Source organism: Ruegeria sp. HKCCA5763 (assembly GCF_013034545.1).
Classification (GTDB): domain Bacteria; phylum Pseudomonadota; class Alphaproteobacteria; order Rhodobacterales; family Rhodobacteraceae; genus Ruegeria.
Map to the genome: position 1 here is coordinate 38,179 of NZ_WQGF01000007.1, position 20,236 is coordinate 58,414.

General features: G+C 55.6%; 20 protein-coding genes and 1 tRNA gene. 7 read left to right on the top strand and 14 right to left on the bottom strand.

Annotated elements, in window-relative coordinates; genetic code table 11:
• Window positions 1-22: 22 nt before the first annotated feature.
• Window positions 23-553 carry a gamma-glutamylcyclotransferase gene (locus GOV89_RS12980; RefSeq protein ID WP_171235976.1) on the bottom strand — a complete coding sequence of 177 codons (531 nt, stop codon included), beginning with the start codon at window positions 551-553 and terminating at the stop codon, window positions 23-25.
• 67 nt (window positions 554-620) lie between these two features.
• On the opposite strand from GOV89_RS12980, the gene GOV89_RS12985 reads away from it, so the two are divergent.
• Window positions 621-1,622, top strand: coding sequence for a DUF2125 domain-containing protein (locus GOV89_RS12985; RefSeq protein WP_171238357.1), 1,002 nt, complete (start codon window positions 621-623; stop codon window positions 1,620-1,622).
• Here the strand turns inward: GOV89_RS12985 and GOV89_RS12990 are convergent.
• The 4 genes from GOV89_RS12990 to GOV89_RS13005 all read right to left on the bottom strand — a co-directional run bounded on the left by GOV89_RS12990 (window position 1,619) and on the right by GOV89_RS13005 (window position 5,902).
• Entirely contained in the window at window positions 1,619-2,422 is an 804-nt protein-coding gene (locus GOV89_RS12990) for an extensin family protein (RefSeq protein WP_171238358.1), read from the bottom strand. The two genes, GOV89_RS12985 and GOV89_RS12990, sit on opposite strands and share 4 nt — an antisense overlap.
• On the bottom strand, window positions 2,419-3,339 hold the full coding sequence (locus GOV89_RS12995; protein WP_171181317.1) for a prephenate/arogenate dehydrogenase family protein: 921 nt from the start codon (window positions 3,337-3,339) through the stop codon (window positions 2,419-2,421). The genes GOV89_RS12990 and GOV89_RS12995 overlap by 4 nt, the downstream gene beginning before the upstream one ends.
• Window positions 3,336-4,421, bottom strand: coding sequence for a histidinol-phosphate transaminase (hisC, locus tag GOV89_RS13000; RefSeq protein ID WP_171181315.1), 1,086 nt, complete (start codon window positions 4,419-4,421; stop codon window positions 3,336-3,338). Before hisC ends, GOV89_RS12995 begins: the two co-directional genes overlap by 4 nt.
• A 65-nt stretch (window positions 4,422-4,486) precedes the next feature.
• Window positions 4,487-5,902, bottom strand: coding sequence for an aminotransferase class V-fold PLP-dependent enzyme (locus GOV89_RS13005; RefSeq protein WP_171238359.1), 1,416 nt, complete (start codon window positions 5,900-5,902; stop codon window positions 4,487-4,489).
• 102 nt (window positions 5,903-6,004) lie between these two features.
• Here GOV89_RS13005 and GOV89_RS13010 point away from each other — a divergent pair, with 102 nt between their 5' ends.
• The gene (locus tag GOV89_RS13010) at window positions 6,005-6,466 is read left to right on the top strand and encodes an Lrp/AsnC family transcriptional regulator (RefSeq protein ID WP_171091768.1); all 462 of its coding nucleotides are present in this window, start codon (window positions 6,005-6,007) and stop codon (window positions 6,464-6,466) included.
• A 3-nt stretch (window positions 6,467-6,469) separates the two neighbouring features.
• On the opposite strand, the gene GOV89_RS13015 is transcribed toward GOV89_RS13010, so the two are convergent.
• The gene (locus tag GOV89_RS13015) at window positions 6,470-7,294 is read right to left on the bottom strand and encodes an SDR family oxidoreductase (protein ID WP_171238360.1); all 825 of its coding nucleotides are present in this window, start codon (window positions 7,292-7,294) and stop codon (window positions 6,470-6,472) included.
• A gap of 165 nt (window positions 7,295-7,459) precedes the next feature.
• On the opposite strand from GOV89_RS13015, the gene GOV89_RS13020 reads away from it, so the two are divergent.
• A complete protein-coding gene (locus GOV89_RS13020) occupies window positions 7,460-8,344 on the top strand; it encodes an AraC family transcriptional regulator (RefSeq protein WP_171238361.1) in 885 nt (294 codons plus the stop codon).
• Window positions 8,345-8,394: 50 nt separating this feature from the next.
• On the opposite strand, the gene rpsD is transcribed toward GOV89_RS13020, so the two are convergent.
• From rpsD to GOV89_RS13035, 3 genes are all read right to left on the bottom strand, one after another.
• Entirely contained in the window at window positions 8,395-9,015 is a 621-nt protein-coding gene (rpsD, locus tag GOV89_RS13025) for a 30S ribosomal protein S4 (protein ID WP_058275494.1), read from the bottom strand.
• A gap of 240 nt (window positions 9,016-9,255) precedes the next feature.
• Window positions 9,256-9,720: a hypothetical protein gene (locus GOV89_RS13030; RefSeq protein ID WP_171238362.1), complete on the bottom strand. Its 465-nt coding sequence runs from the start codon at window positions 9,718-9,720 to the stop codon at window positions 9,256-9,258.
• A 512-nt stretch (window positions 9,721-10,232) separates the two neighbouring features.
• Window positions 10,233-11,066 (bottom strand): GyrI-like domain-containing protein, encoded by an 834-nt coding sequence (locus GOV89_RS13035; protein ID WP_171181301.1) that lies wholly within the window; start codon window positions 11,064-11,066, stop codon window positions 10,233-10,235.
• Between the two features lie 121 nt (window positions 11,067-11,187).
• Here GOV89_RS13035 and GOV89_RS13040 point away from each other — a divergent pair, with 121 nt between their 5' ends.
• A complete protein-coding gene (locus GOV89_RS13040) occupies window positions 11,188-12,150 on the top strand; it encodes an acetyl-CoA carboxylase carboxyltransferase subunit alpha (protein WP_171238363.1) in 963 nt (320 codons plus the stop codon).
• A 3-nt stretch (window positions 12,151-12,153) separates the two neighbouring features.
• Here the strand turns inward: GOV89_RS13040 and GOV89_RS13045 are convergent, their stop codons facing one another.
• The 3 genes from GOV89_RS13045 to GOV89_RS13055 form a co-directional block, all read right to left on the bottom strand.
• Complete coding sequence (locus GOV89_RS13045) at window positions 12,154-13,284, bottom strand: lytic murein transglycosylase (protein ID WP_171238364.1); 1,131 nt, start codon at window positions 13,282-13,284, stop codon at window positions 12,154-12,156.
• Between the two features lie 112 nt (window positions 13,285-13,396).
• Window positions 13,397-14,044 (bottom strand): GntR family transcriptional regulator, encoded by a 648-nt coding sequence (locus GOV89_RS13050; protein WP_171181294.1) that lies wholly within the window; start codon window positions 14,042-14,044, stop codon window positions 13,397-13,399.
• 30 nt (window positions 14,045-14,074) lie between these two features.
• Window positions 14,075-14,770 (bottom strand): M48 family metallopeptidase, encoded by a 696-nt coding sequence (locus GOV89_RS13055; protein ID WP_245223304.1) that lies wholly within the window; start codon window positions 14,768-14,770, stop codon window positions 14,075-14,077.
• Between the two features lie 100 nt (window positions 14,771-14,870).
• Between GOV89_RS13055 and GOV89_RS13060 the strand changes: the two genes are divergently transcribed.
• Both GOV89_RS13060 and GOV89_RS13065 read left to right on the top strand, forming a co-directional pair.
• Window positions 14,871-15,197, top strand: coding sequence for a TIGR02300 family protein (locus GOV89_RS13060; protein WP_171181290.1), 327 nt, complete (start codon window positions 14,871-14,873; stop codon window positions 15,195-15,197).
• A gap of 143 nt (window positions 15,198-15,340) precedes the next feature.
• Window positions 15,341-15,416 (top strand) — tRNA-Ala (locus tag GOV89_RS13065).
• A 511-nt stretch (window positions 15,417-15,927) separates the two neighbouring features.
• On the opposite strand, the gene GOV89_RS13070 is transcribed toward GOV89_RS13065, so the two are convergent.
• Window positions 15,928-16,455 carry a hypothetical protein gene (locus GOV89_RS13070; protein ID WP_171181288.1) on the bottom strand — a complete coding sequence of 176 codons (528 nt, stop codon included), beginning with the start codon at window positions 16,453-16,455 and terminating at the stop codon, window positions 15,928-15,930.
• A 944-nt stretch (window positions 16,456-17,399) separates the two neighbouring features.
• On the opposite strand from GOV89_RS13070, the gene GOV89_RS13075 reads away from it, so the two are divergent.
• Window positions 17,400-17,816: a thermonuclease family protein gene (locus GOV89_RS13075; RefSeq protein WP_171238365.1), complete on the top strand. Its 417-nt coding sequence runs from the start codon at window positions 17,400-17,402 to the stop codon at window positions 17,814-17,816.
• Between the two features lie 686 nt (window positions 17,817-18,502).
• Here GOV89_RS13075 and GOV89_RS13080 read toward each other — a convergent pair.
• The gene (locus GOV89_RS13080; RefSeq protein WP_170756998.1) at window positions 18,503-20,173 is read right to left on the bottom strand and encodes an adenylate/guanylate cyclase domain-containing protein; all 1,671 of its coding nucleotides are present in this window, start codon (window positions 20,171-20,173) and stop codon (window positions 18,503-18,505) included.
• Window positions 20,174-20,236 lie beyond the last annotated feature (63 nt).

The window sequence follows — 20,236 nt, forward strand, 5'->3', positions numbered from 1 at the left end:
TTCCGCGGGTTACGCCAAGAGTTTATGCGGTGATGCTGCGCACCCGTTGCGCCAACCACTCAAGATCGGAGTCGCGCAGACCGATCTCGGCCAAATGTTCGGCGGTATTGTACAGGTATTCGTCGTTGGGACCGCGCCCACCAATCGCGTTGGCGATGATCTGGGCCTGATCCTCTAATGGCATCCCACCGCAATACTGGACGTGGTCTGCATCGATCACATAGGTGACGGCATTGACGATGTCTCCGGTTTCCAGATGCACATCCAGCATCCGCTCGACATAGGCCGACGAAATCAGTTCGCGTTCGCGCAATTCGTGCAGGGTACGCTCTTCGTGGCCAGCCTCAACCGCCAGGGCCAAACCCGTGCAATTTGCGTTTGCCTGCTCGTCCAGCGCCAGCACCAGACCCGGTTTTTCCTCGGTCCCGCGGTGGTGGATCGAGCTCATGCAGAAGGATCGGGCAAACCCGTGCAACGTTGCGCGTTCGCTGCGCGCCACCGGAAAGCCCGGATTCCACAGCAGCGATCCATATCCGAATACCCACATCGTCATTGCACTGGTCCTTGCCTGTTTCGGCCTATAAACATCAAATCCGAGGCAGGAAAAAGGGCCAAAGCTCATGCGCCGTCTATTACGAGTGTTCATCTTTATAGCCGCTCTGTGGAGCATCTATTGGTTCATCGCCGGATTTGGGCTGCGCAATGCCATCACCGGCTGGTTCGACCAACAGCAGGAGCTGGGCTGGCAAGCGGAGTTCTCGGAGGTTGAGACAGCGGGCTACCCGACCCATCACATGACACGGCTGAACAATCCCGCCCTAGCGGATCCGGTAACGGGTACCGCATGGAGCGCGGACTGGATTGAGTTCGAAAGCCCTGCGATCTGGCCCGGACGTCAGATCCTGCGCTTTGCCGATACACCGCAGCGCCTGTCATATTTCGATCAGACCGCAACGATCGAAGCAGATGCGTTGCAAGCGCAATTGCAGTTGCGGCCGGGCGTAGCGTTGGTTCTGGAAAAAATGGCACTGACCGCAGGCCCATGGTCCATTACCGAGAACGCGCAGGCTTTGGCCGCGGGTGGAACCCTGGAACTGCTGATGGAGCAAACCGCCACACCCGAAGCCTATAACATGGCTGTGCGCGTGGATGGATTTGCCCCTGGCGATGAGCTGCGTGATCTGATGAAGTCCGCCGCCTCGCTGCCGCAAGCTTTTGACACACTTGAACTGGACATGGTCGCGACCTTCAGCAAACCCTGGGACCGGTCCGCGCTGGAACAGGGTCGACCTCAGCCGGTCAGGATCGACCTTAAGCTCGCCGAGGCCAAGTGGGGTGGGCTCAGGTTATTCGCCACCGGCGCATTGGATGTGGATGAGCAAGGAATTCCAACAGGAGAGATAGCGGTCAAGGCAGAAAACTGGCGGGACATGATCGCCATGGCAAATGCGGCGGGTGCCCTACCCGATCAGGCCGTAGATCCGGTTACGCGCGCGCTCAACTTTATGGCTGGGTTGGGGGGGAACCCTAAAGCACTGGACTTGCAGCTGAATTTCCGCGACGGATTTGTAGCACTTGGACCATTGCCCTTGGGGCCTACCCCTCGCCTGATCTTGCGCTAGCGGCAGTAAGTGCCACTGCGATAGCGGGCTGTGTCCAGATGGAAATGATCCTTGTGATAGCGGTCTGAATTCGGCCCCAGAACGGTGCCAAACGGGCCGCACGCGCCGCGCCAGATCTTCTTGAGTTGCTTTTGCGAGGGGTTCTTGCGCCAGCCTTTCAGTACTGTCACCACCTCGCCATCGGCCATCGTGAACCCCGAGATGTCAATTGCCCGACCCTTGCCATGCTCGGAAATCCGAGCACCCTTGCGGTTGTTGCGGGTTCGGCACGCGTAATGGGCAGCCACTTGTAGCTCAACCACAGGGCCACGGCGCTTAAAAGTGGGTTTGACTGTTTTATCAACCCATTTGTTCAGTGCGATCGCGGTGCCACAGTCCATGGTCGAAGGACGGCTGAGCGCCACACCCGAGACAGAAGTGATCTGCACTGCGTCTTTGACGCCACAAGCTGAATTCTTGCTTCCGACCCGACCCACTGGCTTGCCCTGAATGGCAATATCACCGCAGACCGAGCTTTTGCGCAGCTTGCGCTTCTTGAACAGCACCTCTTGTTCCAGCCATTCGGGGCGCATCAAGGGTCTAAGCGGCACCTCCGACGGACGCACCACCGCAGCTGTAACCTGTGGCGAAACCGGGCGTGATACAGGTCGCAATGTTGGTTGAGTACCGTCGGTTTTCGCGACCTGCCCCAACGCCGGACGCGTCAAAGGCACCAAGGACCGATCCAGAGGCGCAGCCTGCGATGTCATGGCCGTTAAGGCCAGGACTCCGATCAGAACGTGCCCCCAGCTTAGCTTCATGTACTTGACTTCCCGCGCCCAAAATCCGGAGCATCCGTATCCTGCCCCGCATCGATAATGCCGCGACGAATAGCACGCGTCCGGGTAAAGTAGTCAAACAAATGTTCTCCGTCACCGGTTCGGATGGCGCGTTGCAGGGCAAACAGCTCTTCGGTGAAGCGGCCCAGAATTTCCAGCGTGGCATCCTTGTTGGACAGGAAAACATCCCGCCACATGGTCGGGTCGGATGCTGCGATGCGGGTGAAGTCCCGGAAACCGGCGGCCGAATATTTTATGACCTCACTGTCGGTTACGCGTCGCAGATCGTCTGCCACGCCAACCATTGTATAGGCAATCAGGTGCGGCGCATGAGAGGTCACGGCCAACACCAGATCATGGTGATCTGCATCCATCTCATCGACGTTTGACCCCATGCCTTCCCACAACGCACGTAGGCGGGCAATCGCCTCGGGGTCCGAGTTCTCGACCGGGACCAACAGGCACCAGCGGTTGTCAAACAGTTCTGCAAAACCAGATTCCGGGCCGGAATGTTCGGTACCTGCCAACGGGTGTGCCGGGATAAAATGCACGGTTTCGGGGATGTGCGGCTGCACAGCGTCGATCACGTTGCGCTTGACCGAACCGACATCCGACACCGTCGCGCCGGATTTCAAAACGGGTGCAATCTCTTCTGCGACAGCCCCCATCGCCCCGACCGGGACACAGAGGACAACCAGATCGGCGCCCTCAACGGCTTCTTGCGCGGTATCGCAAACGCGGTCGCACAGCCCTATTCTGCGCGCGGTGTCCCGAGTGGCCTCGGACCGGGCATAACCCGTGACTTCCCCGGCCAGCCCTGCCCGTTTGATCGCCCAGAACATGGACGAAGCAATCAGGCCCAGCCCGATAAGCGCAACACGGTCGTATATCTGGCTCATGCTGCGCCCTTCTTAAATGCAGTAATCGCCGCAACGACACGGCGGCAGGCTTCTTCGTCGCCCACGGTAATCCGCAGGGCGTTTGGCAGGTTGTAGCCTGCAACACGACGGACAATCAAACCCTGCGATTTGAGGTAGTCGTCGCAGGCTTCGGCCTCGGCCCTGTCTGCGAAACGTGCGAGGATGAAGTTGGTACAGGACGGGTCCGAGGGCACATCGACCTTGTCCAGCTCATCCGCCAGAAACACACGCAGACGCGCGTTTTCAGATTGGCAAAAGGACAGAAACTCGACATCGTTCACCGCAGCCTCAGCCGCAGCCAAGGCAGTCAGTGAAAGGTTGAACGGTTGGCGTACCCGGTTCAGCACGTCGATGATCGATTGATGCGCATAGCCCCAGCCAACCCGCATTCCACCCAGCCCGTACACTTTTGAAAAGGTACGGGTCATGATGACATTCTCATGGGCATCGACCAGCGACGCACCGCCGTCGAACCCGTCCACAAACTCGGCATAGGCCCCGTCCAGAACTATCAAGCAGGTGTCAGGCAGACCCTGTGCAAGCCGTTCCAGTTCGTCATTCGAGATCATGGTTGAGGTCGGGTTGCCCGGGTTGGTGACAAACACGATCCGCGTTTGCCCCGTCACTGCAGACAGAATGGCATCCACATCCACCTTGCGGTCACGCTCGGCTACCATGACCGGCGTCGCACCCGCCATGCGGGCGATGATTGGGTACATCGAGAACCCGTGCTCGGTGTAAATCACCTCATCCCCCGGGCCCGCATAAGCCTGAGCGATGAATTGCAGCACCTCGTCACTGCCGACACCGCAGATGATCCGCGCCGGGTCCAGCCCGTGGCGCGCGCCGATTGCTGCGCGCAGGCTTGCGTGGTCAGTGCTGGGATAACGATGCAAAGTTGCCGCGCTGTCGCGTACCGCCTCAATCGCCTTGGGGCTTGGCCCAAACGGGTTTTCGTTCGAGCTCAGCTTGATCACGTGTTCCACCCCGGCCACATGCGACTGGCCGCCCTGATAGAGCGCGATGTCCATAATGCCGGGTTGAGGGGTGATCTTGGTCATTGAGAGGCTCCGTTGAATGGGCCTCTCATACCTGTCTCAACGGGTTGAGAAAAGCGGCAAATCCATCATGCGGCTTTGAAGCGCGCGGTTGCCGGGTCGGCGTTGTAAAAGGGCGCGAACTCTTCGGTTCGGCGGGACAAGTCATTGACGCTGTCGATAATGAACTGAACCGTTTCCTCGTCCATCAGATACGAGAAATTCAAGCGCACCCAACCGGGCTTCTTCATCTCTTCTCCGGCCGACAAATCCGCATGCAACTCCTCGGACATGGCGCGATCTATCCCCAACAAACGATGCGCATATGGTCCCGCGCAGGCACAGCCACCGCGCGCCTGAATACCATAGATGTCGCTGAGCATCCGGGTGAACAGCTGCTGATGCACCGGTTGTCCAGCATTGTCGCGAACAAGAAACGAGAAGATTGGCAAGCGATGCGGGTTATCGACCCCAAGCAAAGTCAGGTGCGGGTTGTCCTGCCAACCTTCCAGAGCCATCTGGTTGAATTGCGCTTCGCGCCCGGCAATTTCCTCTGTTCCGACGACATCCTTCACGATGAACGCCAGTGCCGCGCGTATGTCTCCGATCACGTTGGGCGTTCCGGCCTCTTCGCGAGTTGACAGATCGGCGCTGTAATCGTGGCGCCATGGCGATACAAAACTGACCGTGCCACCGCCGGGCCAGCTGGGGCAATTTCTTTGAACGGCCGATTGATTCACGATCAAAATGCCTGACGCGCCCGGACCACCGGGGAACTTATGCGGAGAAACCACGATGGCGTCTTTGCGCGCATCCGCCGGACCCATATCCATCGGCAGATACGGCCCGCCGCCGGCATAGTCCCACACGGCCAAAGCCCCATGCGCCTTGAGCAATCGCGTCACCGGATCTGGGTCAGTAATAATGCCCGTCACATTAGATGCGGCAGAAAACGACCCGATCAACAGGTCAGCGTCCGCATGTGATTGCAACGCATTTTGCAATGCGTTCAGATCAACACCCCCACCCCGTGCCTCGGGGATTTCGATCACCTGCGCCTTGCTCTCGCGCCAGGGCAAGATGTTTGAATGATGCTCGTATGGCCCGATCAAAACAACCGGCTGGTCAGCCTCTTCCACTCCCATCAAACTGACCAACCGGTTGAGCCCCGCCGTGGCACCGGACCCGGTAAAGATCACCGTGTCTTCTCCCCTCGCGCCAACAAGGCGGGCTATCTCATCGCGTGCTTCGCGACGCAGACGTGTCATGTAGGAACCGCAGTAGGAGGCCTCGGTATGGCTGTTCGCGTAGAACGGCAACACATGCTGCGCGACATAGTCTTCGACCTGCCGCAATGCACGGCCCGAAGCGACGTAATCCGCATAGACAAGCGGTACGTCCCCAAGCAGTCCCGGGATCAGAACATTTTCTCCGATAAGTCCGTCGCGCAGGTTGGAATTGTGAGTGGTCGAACAAAGATCCGCACGAAATTTGGACAGGGTCATGGCATGGGCTCCTAACTGCCCAACCAATGTGATTTATTCGCACCGGGGAAACTTCACCTATCTTTGCGTAGATTTCGAATATTTTGTGTCATATGATCAAGTATGACTTCAAAATTAGATCAAATTGACACGCGCATTCTGAAAGAACTGCAAAAGGACGCCACCCTATCCCAACGGGAATTGGCAGATCGCGTTGGTCTTTCTCAAAATGCCTGCTGGCGGCGATTGAAGGCCCTCAACGAAGATGGCGTCCTGATTGGATCCACCGCTCGTATCGCGCGCGAGAAACTAGGGCTGAGCTTAGTGGTCTTTGTCATGCTGCGCACGCGGCATCATTCGGCCGAATGGCTTCAGGCGTTTCGCAGCCATGTTCTGACCATCCCAGAAGTCGTGGATTTTCATCGCATCGGCGGCGATTACGATTACCAACTGAAAGTCGTCACCGAAGATATGGCGTCTTACGACAAGGTCTACCAACGCCTGATCGAAAAGGTCGAACTGGACAGTGTGACCTCGTATTTCGCGATGGAAGCGATCGCCGAAGGGCGACCGCTGCCGATTTAGACCTCAGGCCAGCCCGAGCATCGTTTTCATTCCACCGATGAAGGTGGCATCGTCCAGTGCCTTGCGGTTGTCGAGGTATTCGACCGCATCCTCGCCCGCGCGATACCGCAATGTGTCAGTCCCCTCGGTCACTGCATCCCAGATCACGTCGGCCACAACGCTGGGCGGTGAGGTGCGCGATGCCATCTCTTCTGAACCCCAGGCGCCGAACAAGGCCTGGACCACCGGCTGGTATTCCGTCATGGATTCATCATTGACGAAGTCGAACGAGCGGCCGCCGAAATCTGTGGCGATCAGCCCGGGCTCGACAATCTTGACCTTGATGCCAGCCGCAGCGAGTTCGTAATGCAGCGACTCTGACAGACCTTCGACTGCGAACTTCGTGCCGTGATACAGCGCCCCAAGCGGGAAGGTGATCTGTCCACCGATGGATGAGATGTTGACGATGCAGCCAGAGCCGTTCGCCCGCATATGCGGCAATACCGCTTTGGTTACGGCCAGCAGACCGATGACGTTGGTGTCAAATTGCCGACGAATGCGGTCCATCGGGAACGCCTCCAACGGCCCGTAGGCCCCATACCCTGCATTGTTCAGCAGAACATCGATCTGGCCGAACCGCGCGATCCCGTTTGCAACGGCCGTTGTGATCGAGGCTTCGTCGGTTACGTCCAGACGGGTGACCAGAACGTTTTCCAACTGCGATAGCTCGGTTTCCTTTTCCGGGCTGCGCATGGTGGCGATGACGTTCCAACCTTGTTTCTGAAACAGTTCTGCCGTGACTTTGCCGATACCAGACGACGCGCCGGTGATGAGGATGGTCTGTGCCATGGTCTTTCTCCGCAATGATAAGCCTGAGAGACAAATAACTTTGCGCACCGCGAAATACCTGCCGGATCCTCCTCAACTTCTGCCTGATTCTCCAAAGCTTCGGATTTTCAATGGTGCGAACACGCCCCACAAACTATGCTGGGCATAACCAAAAGGCGCTACAGCATGACGTTTGATCTGATCACCGATATTTGCAAAGCCGTACACGAACAGTCAGAAAGTGAACCGTTCTACACGACCAAACTGGATGGGTTCGGCCTGTTACATGACATCAGAACCAAACCCATTGAGGCGCAGGTTTATGAACCCATCGTCTGCCTAGTTCTACAAGGTAAGAAGGAAACACACATCGGAGATCGGCTTGTCCAATTCGGAGCAGGCGACTCTTTGATCGTCAGTCATTCCATCCCGGTATTGGCCGCTGTTACCGAAGCGAGCCGGCAGAAACCGTATGTCGGGCTTGTCTTCTCACTCAACTTGTCCATCCTTCGTGGATTGTATGATGAAGTCGGCTCTGCACCGGCAGCGCCCGAAATGGCACAAAGCCTTGCTGCGTCCAAAGCCACACCTGATCTAATCGATGCCATGACCCGCCTGTTTCGCGCCAGTCAGAACGCGATGGACACGCAGATTTTAGCCCCGTTGATCAGCCGCGAAGTTCATTACAGACTGCTACAAGCGGATCACGGTGGAATGCTGCGGCAAATGCTATGGCGCGACAGCCCCGCCAGTCGAATCGCGCGGGTGATTGACGTTATCCGCTCAGGTTTTCGAACCTCACTACCGGTGTCTGACCTTGCGCAAACCGCTGGGATGAGCGTTTCAGCCTTTCACGCGCATTTTAAATCGGTGACGGCCAAATCTCCGCTGCAATATCAAAAAGACCTCAAGTTGCTCGAAGCACGGCGGATTTTATCACACGGCGCGGTAAGCGTATCGCAAGCGGCGTTTGACGTGGGATATGAAAGCCCCACTCAATTCAGCCGGGAGTATTCCCGCAAGTTTGGTGTTTCCCCAAGGCAAGACATTGGAACGCAAAACGCAGCATAAAAAAGGCCGCGCAAATTGCGCGGCCTTGGAAATCTGTATGTCGGCGAAGATTAGTTCTTCGCGTAGAATTCGACGACCAGGTTCGGCTCCATGACAACCGGGTAAGGCACATCGCCCAGACCAGGCGCGCGCACGAAAGTGGCGGTCATTTTCGAGTGATCCGCGTCGATGTAATCCGGAACATCACGCTCTGCCAGTGCGGCCGCTTCCAGAACAACGGCCAGTTGCTTGGATTTGTCACGCACTTCGATCACGTCACCTTCTTTGACACGGTAGGACGGGATGTTGACCCGCTTGCCGTTTACTTTGACGTGACCGTGGTTGACGAACTGACGAGCAGCAAAGACGGTCGCAACAAACTTGGCACGATAAACGACAGCGTCCAGGCGGCGCTCCAGCAGACCGATCAGGTTTTCACCGGTGTCGCCGTTCACACGTACGGCTTCGGCATAGATGCGGCGGAACTGCTTCTCGGTCAGGTCGCCATAGTAGCCTTTGAGCTTTTGCTTGGCGCGCAGCTGCAGACCGAAGTCCGACAGTTTGCCCTTGCGGCGCTGTCCGTGCTGGCCGGGGCCGTATTCGCGACGGTTGACCGGGGATTTCGGACGACCCCAGATGTTTTCGCCCATCCGGCGGTCAATTTTGTACTTGGCAGACGTGCGTTTGGTCACGGCTGATCTCCTTCGTTCAGGTCGAGGCCCAAAGGGCCACTATGAAGGGCGTTGTCCTCTTGAGGTTTCCCCATGACAGGCTTCCCCTTGCGGGGGCCACCAACACCAATGAAGCCGCGCTTATATCCGCAGGATTGGCAGAGTCAATAAGCGAATTGAATCACGAAAAGGAGCGGCACTAAAACACGCCGACGCGGACCCGTCAGGAAAAGACGACAGGAAGTTGGTTCGCGCTTGGGATCAGCTGTGCCGCGACAGGGCCTGACGGGGAAAGCTTACAACCGTAGTGTCAGGCTCGGGCTGCACAAAGGCCGAGGCGACGAACTCGCTCACTTCGCTCACCCAAAAGGCCTGGTCCCGTGGGGGGCATCCATTCGTGAAGACAAATGTCGGATCAATATCACCCTCCTGAACGACCAGATCCGCACTGAACCTTTGCGCGCCATTGGTCAACACGACAGTGCCACACATGTCCCCAGTGATATCCCGAATGACTGCAAAGCGATCCTTCGTCGAAGAAGCGGTTCTTCCGACACTTCCAGATCGTTCAACAATCTGCTCGATACTCTCGCTCAGAAAAACGGCCTGACCACGCCAGGACCATGCTGCCCCGACGACCAAAAAAGCCAAAGGCGGTGCCTCAAGCTCATCAAGCTCTGTCTGGTTCCAAGAAATGGCTATTTGACCGTTTGCTCCGGCTCTCATCTGCCCACTCGCACTTTTTACCGCCCCAACATTTAGATAAACGCTTATCAGCACAGATTTCGGCGGAAAAGAGACGGAATTGCAGCATTCACGCGATTGTTGCAGATGTGAATCACAACTCAGTGAAGCAAACCCGAAGTTTTGCAACACCAACAAGAGGTTCAATGAAGATGCACCCTTGTGCTGTGTTTTATGAAAAACGCCCCGTAAATATCATATTGAAACCAACTGTACCGTCAGCGAACTCAGCGCAGTGCACTGTAAGTGTCGCGACAAAGTTCAAAGTGAACTGCAAGACCGGTTGCGATTAACCCTGGGTCCGAACCCTAGGCCTTGCCGCATGGCAATCTGGCATTAAACGAAGCCTTAGGAATCCTTTCCGAGCAGCAGACCATTGAAAGACGGGTTTACCCTGAACCGCCAGCAGAACACCGCCTGGTGAATCGGTTCTTTTGATCCACAAAAAAGAGCTAAGACAGGGCCCAAGCGGACCCCGCCTGATACGCTTTGGATCACTTCAAGGGCAGGCAGATCTCGGTCAGCAAATCATCCGGCGCTGTTTCGCGAGGGTCATTGAGGTAGATCTCGTAACACGGCTCGTCTGCAGGTTCTTCACCTGAGTCTGGAAGCCAGTTGCCAAACAGGCTGTGATAGGCAGCCGCAATTCCGGAGTATGGCCCCTTGTAAGTCAACACAGCCGTTTTGCCACCGGCGATCGACATCTCCTCCATCCCTTCAGGGGTTGTTGCACCCCGGAATTCAGCCCCGGCGTAACTACGCAATTGATCCTCGGGAACATCATCGGGACTATCGAAGTATAACGCCAGAACTGGCCCAACCTGCGGCCAAAGCTGGCGAGACTCGCACAAAGCTCCGAAAGCTTCAAAGCTTTTGCCGATCTCTGAATAAGCCCCTTTGTGCGGCAAGGCGACGACACGACGGGCAGGTTCTGTTCGGGTTGTGACAGGATGCATCGGATATCCTCCGGTTTTAAAATCAGGTTGCGCGGGGTGAAATTGACCCGCTTTACGAAAGGCGGCAGGGCTGCCGCCATAGGCATCAGAAAATGCCCGCGCAAAAGAACTTGGATTGGGATATCCCACAGACGCTGCAATATCCGTGATCGGCCGATCCGTGCACACAAGCCAAGTGGCCGCTCGGTGCAGACGAACGCGACGCACCGCCTGCGCACAGGTTTCACCGGTCAGAGCGCGAAACACCCGGTGCCAGTGAAACCTGGACATCGCTGCCACGTCGGCCAGCGCATCCAGCGACAAGTCCCCGGCAGGATTGTCATGGATATAAGCCAAAACGCGCAGCACGCGATCTTCATAGCTAGTGGCCATCGTCATCCTTCCTTCTTCTTGCCTAACCGTGGTCGCATAGTGCGAAGCCACAAATCTTGCTGAGTTGCATCCCGAGCAACGTCAGGCCATATAGCAGGGAACTTCCGCGTTGAGAGGCGTCATGACCCAGTATCTGGATTTCGAAAAACCGCTGGCCGAGATTGAAGGCAAAGCTGAAGAGCTGCGTGCGCTGGCCCGCACCAACGAAGAAATGGATGTGTCCGAAGAAGCCGCCGCGCTGGATGCAAAAGCCGCAAAGCTGCTGGAAGAGCTGTACGCCGATTTGACCCCCTGGCGGAAATGTCAGGTGGCGCGTCACCCGGAACGCCCGCACTGCAATGATTACGTGGACGCTCTGTTCACCGAGTTTACGCCGCTGGCAGGTGATCGCAACTTTGCTGACGATCTGGCCGTGATCGGTGGCCTTGCGCGATTCAACGATCAGCCGGTTATGGTGATTGGGCACGAAAAAGGTTCTGACACCAAATCGCGAATTGAGCGCAATTTCGGCATGGCCCGCCCCGAAGGTTATCGTAAGGCCGTTCGCCTTATGGAGATGGCCGGGCGTTTCGGCCTGCCGGTTATTACACTGATCGATACAGCCGGGGCCTATCCCGGCAAAGGAGCCGAAGAACGCGGCCAATCAGAAGCCATCGCGCGTTCAACCGAGATGTGCCTGAAAATCGGCGTGCCTTTGGTCTCGGTTATTATAGGTGAAGGTGGGTCCGGCGGCGCTGTGGCGTTTGCCACGGCAAACCGCGTCGCAATGCTGGAACACTCGGTCTATTCGGTGATCTCGCCCGAAGGCTGCGCGTCGATATTGTGGAAAGACGCAGAAAAGATGCGTGAGGCCGCCGAAGCGCTGCGCTTGACTGCCCAGGACCTCTATAAGCTGGGCGTCTGCGACCGTATTATCACCGAGCCCAAAGGCGGCGCGCATCGCGACCGCCCAGCAGCCGTGGAAGCCGTACGCTCGGCCATCACCGCCATGCTGCAAGAGCTGGACGGCAAAGATGCAGCGGCCCTGATTCAGGGCCGCCGTCAGAAATTCCTGGATATCGGTTCAAAAGGGCTGGCGGCGTAACCGTCAGCCGCCCAAGCGGCGCAGCAAACCAATCGAAGGTTCACCCGTGACAGGCAAGCCATTTGCGCTTTGATAATCGCTGATGGCGGATCTGGTGTTCTTGCCGATCACCCCATCTGCGCCTTTGGTGTCATACCCGGCGGATGTCAGACGGCGTTGCAACTCTTTACGGTCCTCCAACGTCAGACCATTTGCGTCCGGTCCGAACGAGGCCTGAAACGGCGCACCACCTGCGATCCTGTCTGCCAGATGGCCCACACCAATCGCGTAGCTATCTGAATTGTTATATCGCTTGATGACCTGAAAGTTACGGAACACGGCAATGCGCGGCCCCGGTGTCTGCGGTTGCAACACGGCGACGGGTGTACCCGAAACCGTTCCGACCTCTCCTCCCCAGGGTTGGCCCCGAACCCAACCGGCGCGCGCGAGATACGACGCCGTAGAGGCCAGCGAATCCGTCGGATCCTCGGACCAGATATCGCGCCGTCCATCCCCTGTGAAATCGACCGCATAAGCAAGGTACGAGGTCGGGATGAACTGCGTATGCCCCATCGCCCCAGCCCAGCTGCCGGTCATGTTGGCGGGTGTTGTGTCGCCCTCTTGCAGAATGCGTAATGCGGCCACCAATTGCTTTTCAAAAAACGCGCCGCGCCGTCCGTCATAGGCCAGCGTTGATGTCGCCGAAACGACAGGTACATCACCACGGCGCGCGCCATAGCGGCTTTCCAGCCCCCAGATGGCCACGACGATTTCCTTGTCCACGCCATACTGCGCTTCGATCTGCGACAGGATGCCGTTATACTGTCGAAGCATCTTTTGACCGGTTTCAATCCGCTCGTCCGAGGCGGCGATGGCCAGATAATCCTCGAGCGAGCGCTTGAACTCGACCTGATTGCGGTCGCGTTCGATCACGTCGGGCAAATACCCTGCCCCGCGAAACGCTTGATCGAGTGTAGTCTGGGAAATTCCCTGCGATGTGGCGCGGGTCTTAAACCCGGCAACCCAGGCATCCCAACCCGCGTTCGGAACTGCCCGCATCCGGGATGCAGGGGCTCGAGTCGGAGCACTGCCGCCCGTGCAGGCAGCCAATAATGTTGATCCAAGACAAATAGAAAAGGCGCGGCGCGAAATCATGATGGGGTCTGCTCTTGTTTGTGATTTGACTCAAGCGTACCCCAGCAGAACCTCTCAGGCCAGTAGAGTGGCGCAAAGGAAGAGCATCAATGCAATGTCGGCGGGAAGCCGCTCAGCTCACCAGCAAACGCAGCCCCTGCGTCACATCCGAGCGAACCGCCAGCCGCAAACCGGGCTCGTCCCCGGCCTTTAGCGCAGCAATGATCAGCTTGTGATAATGCGGGGGCTCGGTGCGCCGCAGACGCCCATACAACGCCCGCATTGTTGGCCCCAACTGCAGCCAGACGGTTTCGGCAATGGCAAGCATCGCAGGCGCTTGCGCGCGCAGATACAAAGTGCGGTGAAACTCCAGATTTGACCGAATATAGCCAACCGCGTCTCGCTTTGTCACCATCTCGGCAACGGTCATGTTGATGCTCTGCAACCGATCGATCAGCGCGATATGCGCGCGCGGCAAAGCCCGGCTTGCCAGCTCGACCTCTAACAATGCCCGCAACGCTGCCAACTCCTCGATCCGGTCATTTGTCAGCTCCGGCGTCGATACACGGCCCGATGTAGAAAGGAAAAGCGCCCCTTCAGCAGCCAGACGGCGCACCGCCTCACGTGCAGGGGTCATTGAAACACCGAATTCCTTGCCGATGCCGCGCAGGGTCAGTGCCTGACCCGGCGCCATCTCTCCATGCATGATTCGAGATCGCAGGACCCGATACACCCGGTCATGCGTGGCAGTTTGGGTCTCGGAGGTGCGCGCGTTCATCATGCGCTTATGTGATCACAAAATCACGCGAGGTCAACTCGGCTTATCATCAAATCTAAAGCGATGCAGCTCCGCCCCGTTGTCGCGCAACCAGCGGCGAGGGTGTTGATAGGGACCAAAGATCTTCTCGACCTGCGCCCAGAACGCAGGCGAATGGTTCATTTCGGCAAGATGCGCCACCTCATGAGCCGCCACATAGTGCAATACCTCAGGTGGCGCCAGGATCAGTCGCCACGAGAACATCAGCCCACCATGCGAGCTGCACGAACCCCAACGAGACCGCGTATCTCGCAGACTCAGCGTCGAATAAGGCCGTCCCAGCATAGCCGCATAGTCGTCGCACGCCCCGGTTAGCCGGTCCCGCGCCAATTCCTTAAGAAATCGCGCCAACCGCCGCGCCTCTGCGCCCTCTGGAACCGCGACCTCGTTTGCTTGCAGCAAAACCCGCCGGCCAACAGCAGGCACGATTCGCCGATCAACGCCTTCAATTGGAATCGTTTGCCCAAACTGAACCTTGGCCATATCCGGCCGGTCCTCAAGATGCTGCCGAATCCATTCTTCTTTCGTGCGCGCAAAGTTCAGGGCCTCGGTCTCTGGCACACCAATTGGGTACGTCAACGTAACCCGCCCATCCAACTGAGAAATTCGCAAACTGATACGCCGTGCCCGGGCTGATTTGCGCAGCCTCAGCGGCACCGGCGGCGTCCCTGGCAATGCGTGCTCTCCCATATCGCGACCTCTCTTGCGCAAAGACTTTGACAGTGCCCTCTGCCTGTGGCAGGTGAGCTGAATCATTTAGACGACTCACCTGATATCAAGGGGATTTGACATGCCCAAGGAAGAATGGGGCGTAAAGCGCGTTTGCCCGACAACCGGTAAGCGGTTCTACGACCTGAACAAGGACCCGATCATCAGCCCCTACACCGGCGAGATCGTGGAGCTTGAAACATCCAAAAGCCGCATGATCGCGGCGGATGCGGAAGATGCAGCTTCGGTCAAGGCGCGTGAAAAGGCGTCAGAAGAGGATCTGGTTCTGGACGATGACGATAATGTTGACGTCGAATTGGATGACGATCTGCTGGACGACGATGACGACAACAATGATGACGTTTCTTTGGACGACATTACCGACATGTCCTCGGAAGACGACAACTGATCAAGCAGAAGGCGGCCCCAAGGGTCGCCTTTTTCATTTGACCTGAAGGCGGGGCGGAAATTCACGCTCAAATCCAATTTTGGACTTGCACTTGCCGTCACTGTCTCCTAAACGTCCGCTCACCGCATCGACGGTACCATGATGGGGCCTTAGCTCAGTTGGGAGAGCGCTTGCATGGCATGCAAGAGGTCAGGGGTTCGACTCCCCTAGGCTCCACCAAAATCTCAATAAAATTCATATGGTTACGAGCCGTCTCGGCTTGTCCTGTGAGGGGTGCGCCCCTCGGGGGTGCGATCGGGGTGCGGTATCGTCCGCAATATGGGCAATATGGGCTAGTTTGACCGACGACTCACCCACCCACTGTCAAACTTCCGTTGACAGGGGTGAGAACAATAGTAGAACAAATTCATGCGCAAATGGCCCCGAACGATTCCGTATGATCTTAAATGTCGGCTGGAACAGTTACGTGAGTATCGCAGCGCACCAAGCATCCAAACCCAATGGGGTGAAATGCTGGAATGGCTGGAAAAGCATGGGGTAGAACCACCAGATCATGCATTGCCCACCGAACCAGAATTAAAAGGACCGGTCGGTCACCGTTAGGCTGCTGACGAGGATAGTGGTGAAGGCAGTCTGAAATACTGCAGGTCGGGACGCAAATTTTTTGTCATCACTAACGAACAAAAAAAGGCCACCCAAAACTTGAGCAGCCTTTAGAAAATTCGAATGATCAGTTTGTCAGAGAAGCGTTGCATGCACGCGCCGCTTCTATCGCCTTTTTTGTGCCAGCAAGACTAATTTCGAAGGCAAAGTTGGACTCCGGCATCACAATCATCGTTTCGCGTTCCATCACGTCTGTGACGAAGTCAGGATTGTTAGCAAGGAGATAACCGCCTTTGTACCCGTCTGCCAAATTGGGCGGCGCTGCTGTTGTATCGCCATAGTACAATTTATTGTCCATGAGCAGCTCTACCTTGTCATCCTTAAACTCGATGTCAGCCTTGGTGAAAACACCCATGTAGCCGAAATCCTTGTCTGGCGTTAGACCCATTTGCACAACGTTGGTATTCTCATCCACCCTTTCAATCAGGCAAGTATTTCGGCTCTTGTCCACAAAGATGTTCCAGCCAGATTCCTCGCCATAGTTTTCAAATTCCGCATTGTCTTTCGGCAGAATGTTCTTGTCTTTGGCATGTCCGATTGTTGCTCCACATGCAAGAACAGCAGCCACAACAAAAGTCTTGGTCAGCGATTTCATAGAATCTCTCCCATAATATTATTGCAGAATAAGAATGTGACGATAGGCGCTGAACGCGAGTTTCGCAAGCAAACCTTCAACCCTAAATAACTGTGCCGTGGCTCTTCATTTGATTCAATAAGCGCGACGTTCAGCACCGAACGACTCATTACCGACCGAACCAGAATTGAAAGGTCCGGTCGGCCACTGGTGACGGAAAACTCGTTACCCCCTCATCCCCAAAAAAACCCGCATTGTTCGGAGGGAAACCAATTGAACAAAGCGGGCGTTAGTTTCGGGGTACCTAGATTACGCCTAGGATCGCGGTTTGGATCAAAGTTCCCCGCGTCACCTTAATCTGGGATGATAGGCAACGCGGGGATTTAGTCTGACCATGGGACTGCCCAGACTAAATGGGGCATAAGTGTTACGGGTCGTTTCGCTGGTTGGATCAATAGCCGGTACCCCGCCTCAGTTCAGCGGGTGTTTTTTCTCTGGGCGAACCGAACATCAAAGCCAGTATCCATGACTTGGTTGAGTACCTTGGATGTTGATGTACCACGGTACGAACCTCAATTCGGATTAAAACTTCCGAGATTAGCTAAGCAATTGATCTGTATATTATTAATTTGGCGGAAATTAAAAAACTATTGGCCGTGATTCGAAAGCAATTCGACCCCAAAACACCCTATTTGAACAACATACATCATCCGCTTCGTGGAAGGGTTTTGGGAACAATGGAACTAGTTTTCTTGGCCGTTGTATTTGGCGGACTTTTGATTAAGGTCACTGGCTCAAGCCGCTCTATAGGTCGCTCCATAGGCCGTGCGGTAGGTCGCTCTCGTCGGAGAAGAACCTCCCTAAAGCCGGTAGTTCGACCTAACAATCGGCGATCAACGCTGAAGCCAGTTGTTCGACCCAACAATAGACGCCGCATCCACAAGCCAGCATACCCAATACCAGCAATGCCAAAGAGCATGATGCTGCAAGGGCGTGCTTATGTGATAGATGGAGACACTATCCGAATAAATGGAACAAAAATTCGTTTGGCTGGAATCGATGCTCCGGAATTGGACATGCCTTACGGCCAAAAGTCCAAATGGGCGATGGTCGAAATTTGTAAGGGGCAGACCATTACCGCAGAACTTGATGGTGAAAGGTCTTACGACCGACTTGTGGGAACATGCTATTTACCAGACGGTCGAGACATTGGTGCAGAGTTAATTAAACAAGGACTGGCTTTAGATTTGCCGGAGTTTTCTCGTGGTAAGTATCGCCATCTAGAGCCACCGGGAGTGCGTCGAAGGCTCGTTAACGGGCAGTTTGGGCATGCTTCTATCCGCATTCGACAGAGGACGACAATAAAGGTGAGCCGGAGCTGAGACTATTAGGCTCTGGACCTATTAACAGGTCGGAGCGTAAACGGCTGCTTTGATCCAGAGCAGACACTGGTAGAAAACACGGCTATGACCGGGTTGCGGACAAAGCAGACGGTTTGAGTGAAAGTACGCTCCAATTGTCCAGATCGCGACAAGTCTTTCCTAAGTTTGGAAGTTTGAGGAGTGGTGTCCCAAATGGTCTAAAAACACCAAACATTCCCGCAAAGGTTAACAATGCGTGTTGTTGGATCGTGAATGTGCACTCATCTTGCCATCTGGGCCGTACAATCTCTGAAAAACACGATATCCTTATGCGATCAGGGCTACGAGTGCTAATTTTTAACCGTTGTTTTTGTGCGAGTTGAATATGGTAAACCTGAGTAAATGGAAGCTATTCCAAACAGAAAGTAATCTCTCCCAATATGTCTCAGTTGGGAAAAGCTCTCAAACACCTGTACGAGCTTTCTTTGAAATAGCTGGACCAGTTTTCGTTCTTTTAGTTTTGATTGCCTACGCCCTTTATAGTGCTTCTGCAGCAAACTATGCATCGGCCCTTATCTGAAGCCAGTTAGCTTCGTCTGAAATGCGAGGGCTCTGGGCGTTTGAAGAGGTTCCAGCGTCAACGGCTGCTTTGACTAGGGCAGACGTGGGCGGAAAACATGGCAGTGACCGCTTTGCGAACTAAGCTGTCATTCAACAAACCGCAGCACATCACCAGAACCAGGGGCCAACGCTTCTCTTAACCACAAGTGAGTGTCAGGCAGTATTGGTTCTTGGACGAAAAAGTTCTCACCGTCTTCTAGTTGAGCCGCCAAAGCTTTTTCTTTTCGGGCTTCATCGTGGTGTCCGAGTTGCCAAAGCGATAGGATAAGCAGCTTACGAAAGCCTCGAACGCTTGGCTTGAGGTCAATCATCTCGCGCAGAGTGGATACTGCTTCTTCGTAATCCGCACCACAATACTCTGCTACAGCCATTTGCAGTCTGCGGTACGTCCAGAACGGGTCATTTCGAAGTTCGGTACCCTTACGTATTGCGGCGGCTGCTTTCTGATACTCTTGAGCCAGAGTATATGCGTAACCCAGCCCTATATGCGCTTGCGGATAATTCGGACTGAGATTGTAACACGCCTTCGCGTCTGACATCACTTTAGTGGGGTCACGCTCGGTCAGGCTTCGAAACATGCATCTTGCAAAGAACGCGAAGTCGCTTTGCGGCAATAACTCGACGGCAAGATCAAGCGCACGCGAAAGCTCGTCCAAAGTTTCGCCTTCAACAGCTTCGAACCTCACTTTGTATCGCTGGAGCACTCCAATGGCCCACATACATTGGCTCATACCGTCCCTAGGGCTCAGGCGTCTGGCGCGGTCCATCACAGATACGCACCGTTCAAGATCCGGTATCGTGCATTCATAAAAGAGGCCTGCCGCACGGGTGCGCAGTTCTGAAACGCTTAGATTTTCATCTGGGATTTCACCAATACGGTTGTTGTCCAGTGAGTTGACGAACAACCGCAACTTTGCGTCAACTTCCCCAGCCACTTCATCCGTGAATGCAAAAAGATCAGTGGCTTCATCCTCAAAAACATCTGCCCAAACCGTTGCGGCGTCGTCAAGAAGCACCAGCGAGAGATTGACCCTTGCCCGGTTACCCGACCGGCGGAACCTGCCGCGAAGGTTGTAAGTTGTTCTTCCTGTCGTGCCGATGGACATGTCGCGCACCTTGATCCCCGTACGCCGGGACAATCCGTAGACAATCTGCTCGTGCAAATCCTCAGCGGCAGCCTTGGTTTCTTCGTCAGGCGGTGCGGCAACAAGCCTTTCAACTCCTATAGTAGGCACCTCGTTGGAGCGGCTGCTGACGGTTAATTTATCTGGCCGCCACTGGAAGCACTGAATTGGGCGAGGGATATTCTTTAGCTTGAAACTGCCCGCATCCGAGAAACCCGCGCATTGTTTTTCTGATAGCTGATTGTAGACATCGGCGGAAATTAGAACGCCCCCAGGCGGCGCCTCGGTCTGCAGACGACAAGCAATGTTTATGCCTGTTCCGTACAAGTCGGTTTCATCTTTTACGATATCACCCATATGGATGCCCATGCGCAGTCGAGTGTTCGGGTGTTCCGCAAGGCCGCTCTGCACTTCCAGAGCCGCAAGAACGGTCGACGCGGCATTTGGATAGGCCACAATCCAGCCGTCACCCATCCGTTTTAGAACTTCACCTTCATGCTTTGCGACAATTGGCTCGAAGAGTTTGTCACGCAATTCATGGACCAAGTCGATTGCAGCGCTTTCGTCCTGCGCCATCATTAATGAGTAATCCACCAGATCGGCTGCCTGAATGAACGCAAAACGGCGTGACATGTTGTTTCTGTTTCTCCCCAAATACTCTCAGGATGCCAATTTTGGGTCTCGCAGAATGGCGGG

Coding starts and splice junctions, on each gene's coding strand:
- GOV89_RS12980 (WP_171235976.1), bottom strand. CDS start 553: ATGACGATGTGGGTATTCGGATATGGATCGCTGCTGTGGAATCCGGGC.
- GOV89_RS12985 (WP_171238357.1), top strand. CDS start 621: ATGCGCCGTCTATTACGAGTGTTCATCTTTATAGCCGCTCTGTGGAGC.
- GOV89_RS12990 (WP_171238358.1), bottom strand. CDS start 2,422: ATGAAGCTAAGCTGGGGGCACGTTCTGATCGGAGTCCTGGCCTTAACG.
- GOV89_RS12995 (WP_171181317.1), bottom strand. CDS start 3,339: ATGAGCCAGATATACGACCGTGTTGCGCTTATCGGGCTGGGCCTGATT.
- hisC (WP_171181315.1), bottom strand. CDS start 4,421: ATGACCAAGATCACCCCTCAACCCGGCATTATGGACATCGCGCTCTAT.
- GOV89_RS13005 (WP_171238359.1), bottom strand. CDS start 5,902: ATGACCCTGTCCAAATTTCGTGCGGATCTTTGTTCGACCACTCACAAT.
- GOV89_RS13010 (WP_171091768.1), top strand. CDS start 6,005: ATGACTTCAAAATTAGATCAAATTGACACGCGCATTCTGAAAGAACTG.
- GOV89_RS13015 (WP_171238360.1), bottom strand. CDS start 7,294: ATGGCACAGACCATCCTCATCACCGGCGCGTCGTCTGGTATCGGCAAA.
- GOV89_RS13020 (WP_171238361.1), top strand. CDS start 7,460: ATGACGTTTGATCTGATCACCGATATTTGCAAAGCCGTACACGAACAG.
- GOV89_RS13030 (WP_171238362.1), bottom strand. CDS start 9,720: ATGAGAGCCGGAGCAAACGGTCAAATAGCCATTTCTTGGAACCAGACA.
- GOV89_RS13035 (WP_171181301.1), bottom strand. CDS start 11,066: ATGGCCACTAGCTATGAAGATCGCGTGCTGCGCGTTTTGGCTTATATC.
- GOV89_RS13040 (WP_171238363.1), top strand. CDS start 11,188: ATGACCCAGTATCTGGATTTCGAAAAACCGCTGGCCGAGATTGAAGGC.
- GOV89_RS13045 (WP_171238364.1), bottom strand. CDS start 13,284: ATGATTTCGCGCCGCGCCTTTTCTATTTGTCTTGGATCAACATTATTG.
- GOV89_RS13050 (WP_171181294.1), bottom strand. CDS start 14,044: ATGATGAACGCGCGCACCTCCGAGACCCAAACTGCCACGCATGACCGG.
- GOV89_RS13055 (WP_245223304.1), bottom strand. CDS start 14,770: ATGGGAGAGCACGCATTGCCAGGGACGCCGCCGGTGCCGCTGAGGCTG.
- GOV89_RS13060 (WP_171181290.1), top strand. CDS start 14,871: ATGCCCAAGGAAGAATGGGGCGTAAAGCGCGTTTGCCCGACAACCGGT.
- GOV89_RS13070 (WP_171181288.1), bottom strand. CDS start 16,455: ATGAAATCGCTGACCAAGACTTTTGTTGTGGCTGCTGTTCTTGCATGT.
- GOV89_RS13075 (WP_171238365.1), top strand. CDS start 17,400: ATGCCAAAGAGCATGATGCTGCAAGGGCGTGCTTATGTGATAGATGGA.
- GOV89_RS13080 (WP_170756998.1), bottom strand. CDS start 20,173: ATGTCACGCCGTTTTGCGTTCATTCAGGCAGCCGATCTGGTGGATTAC.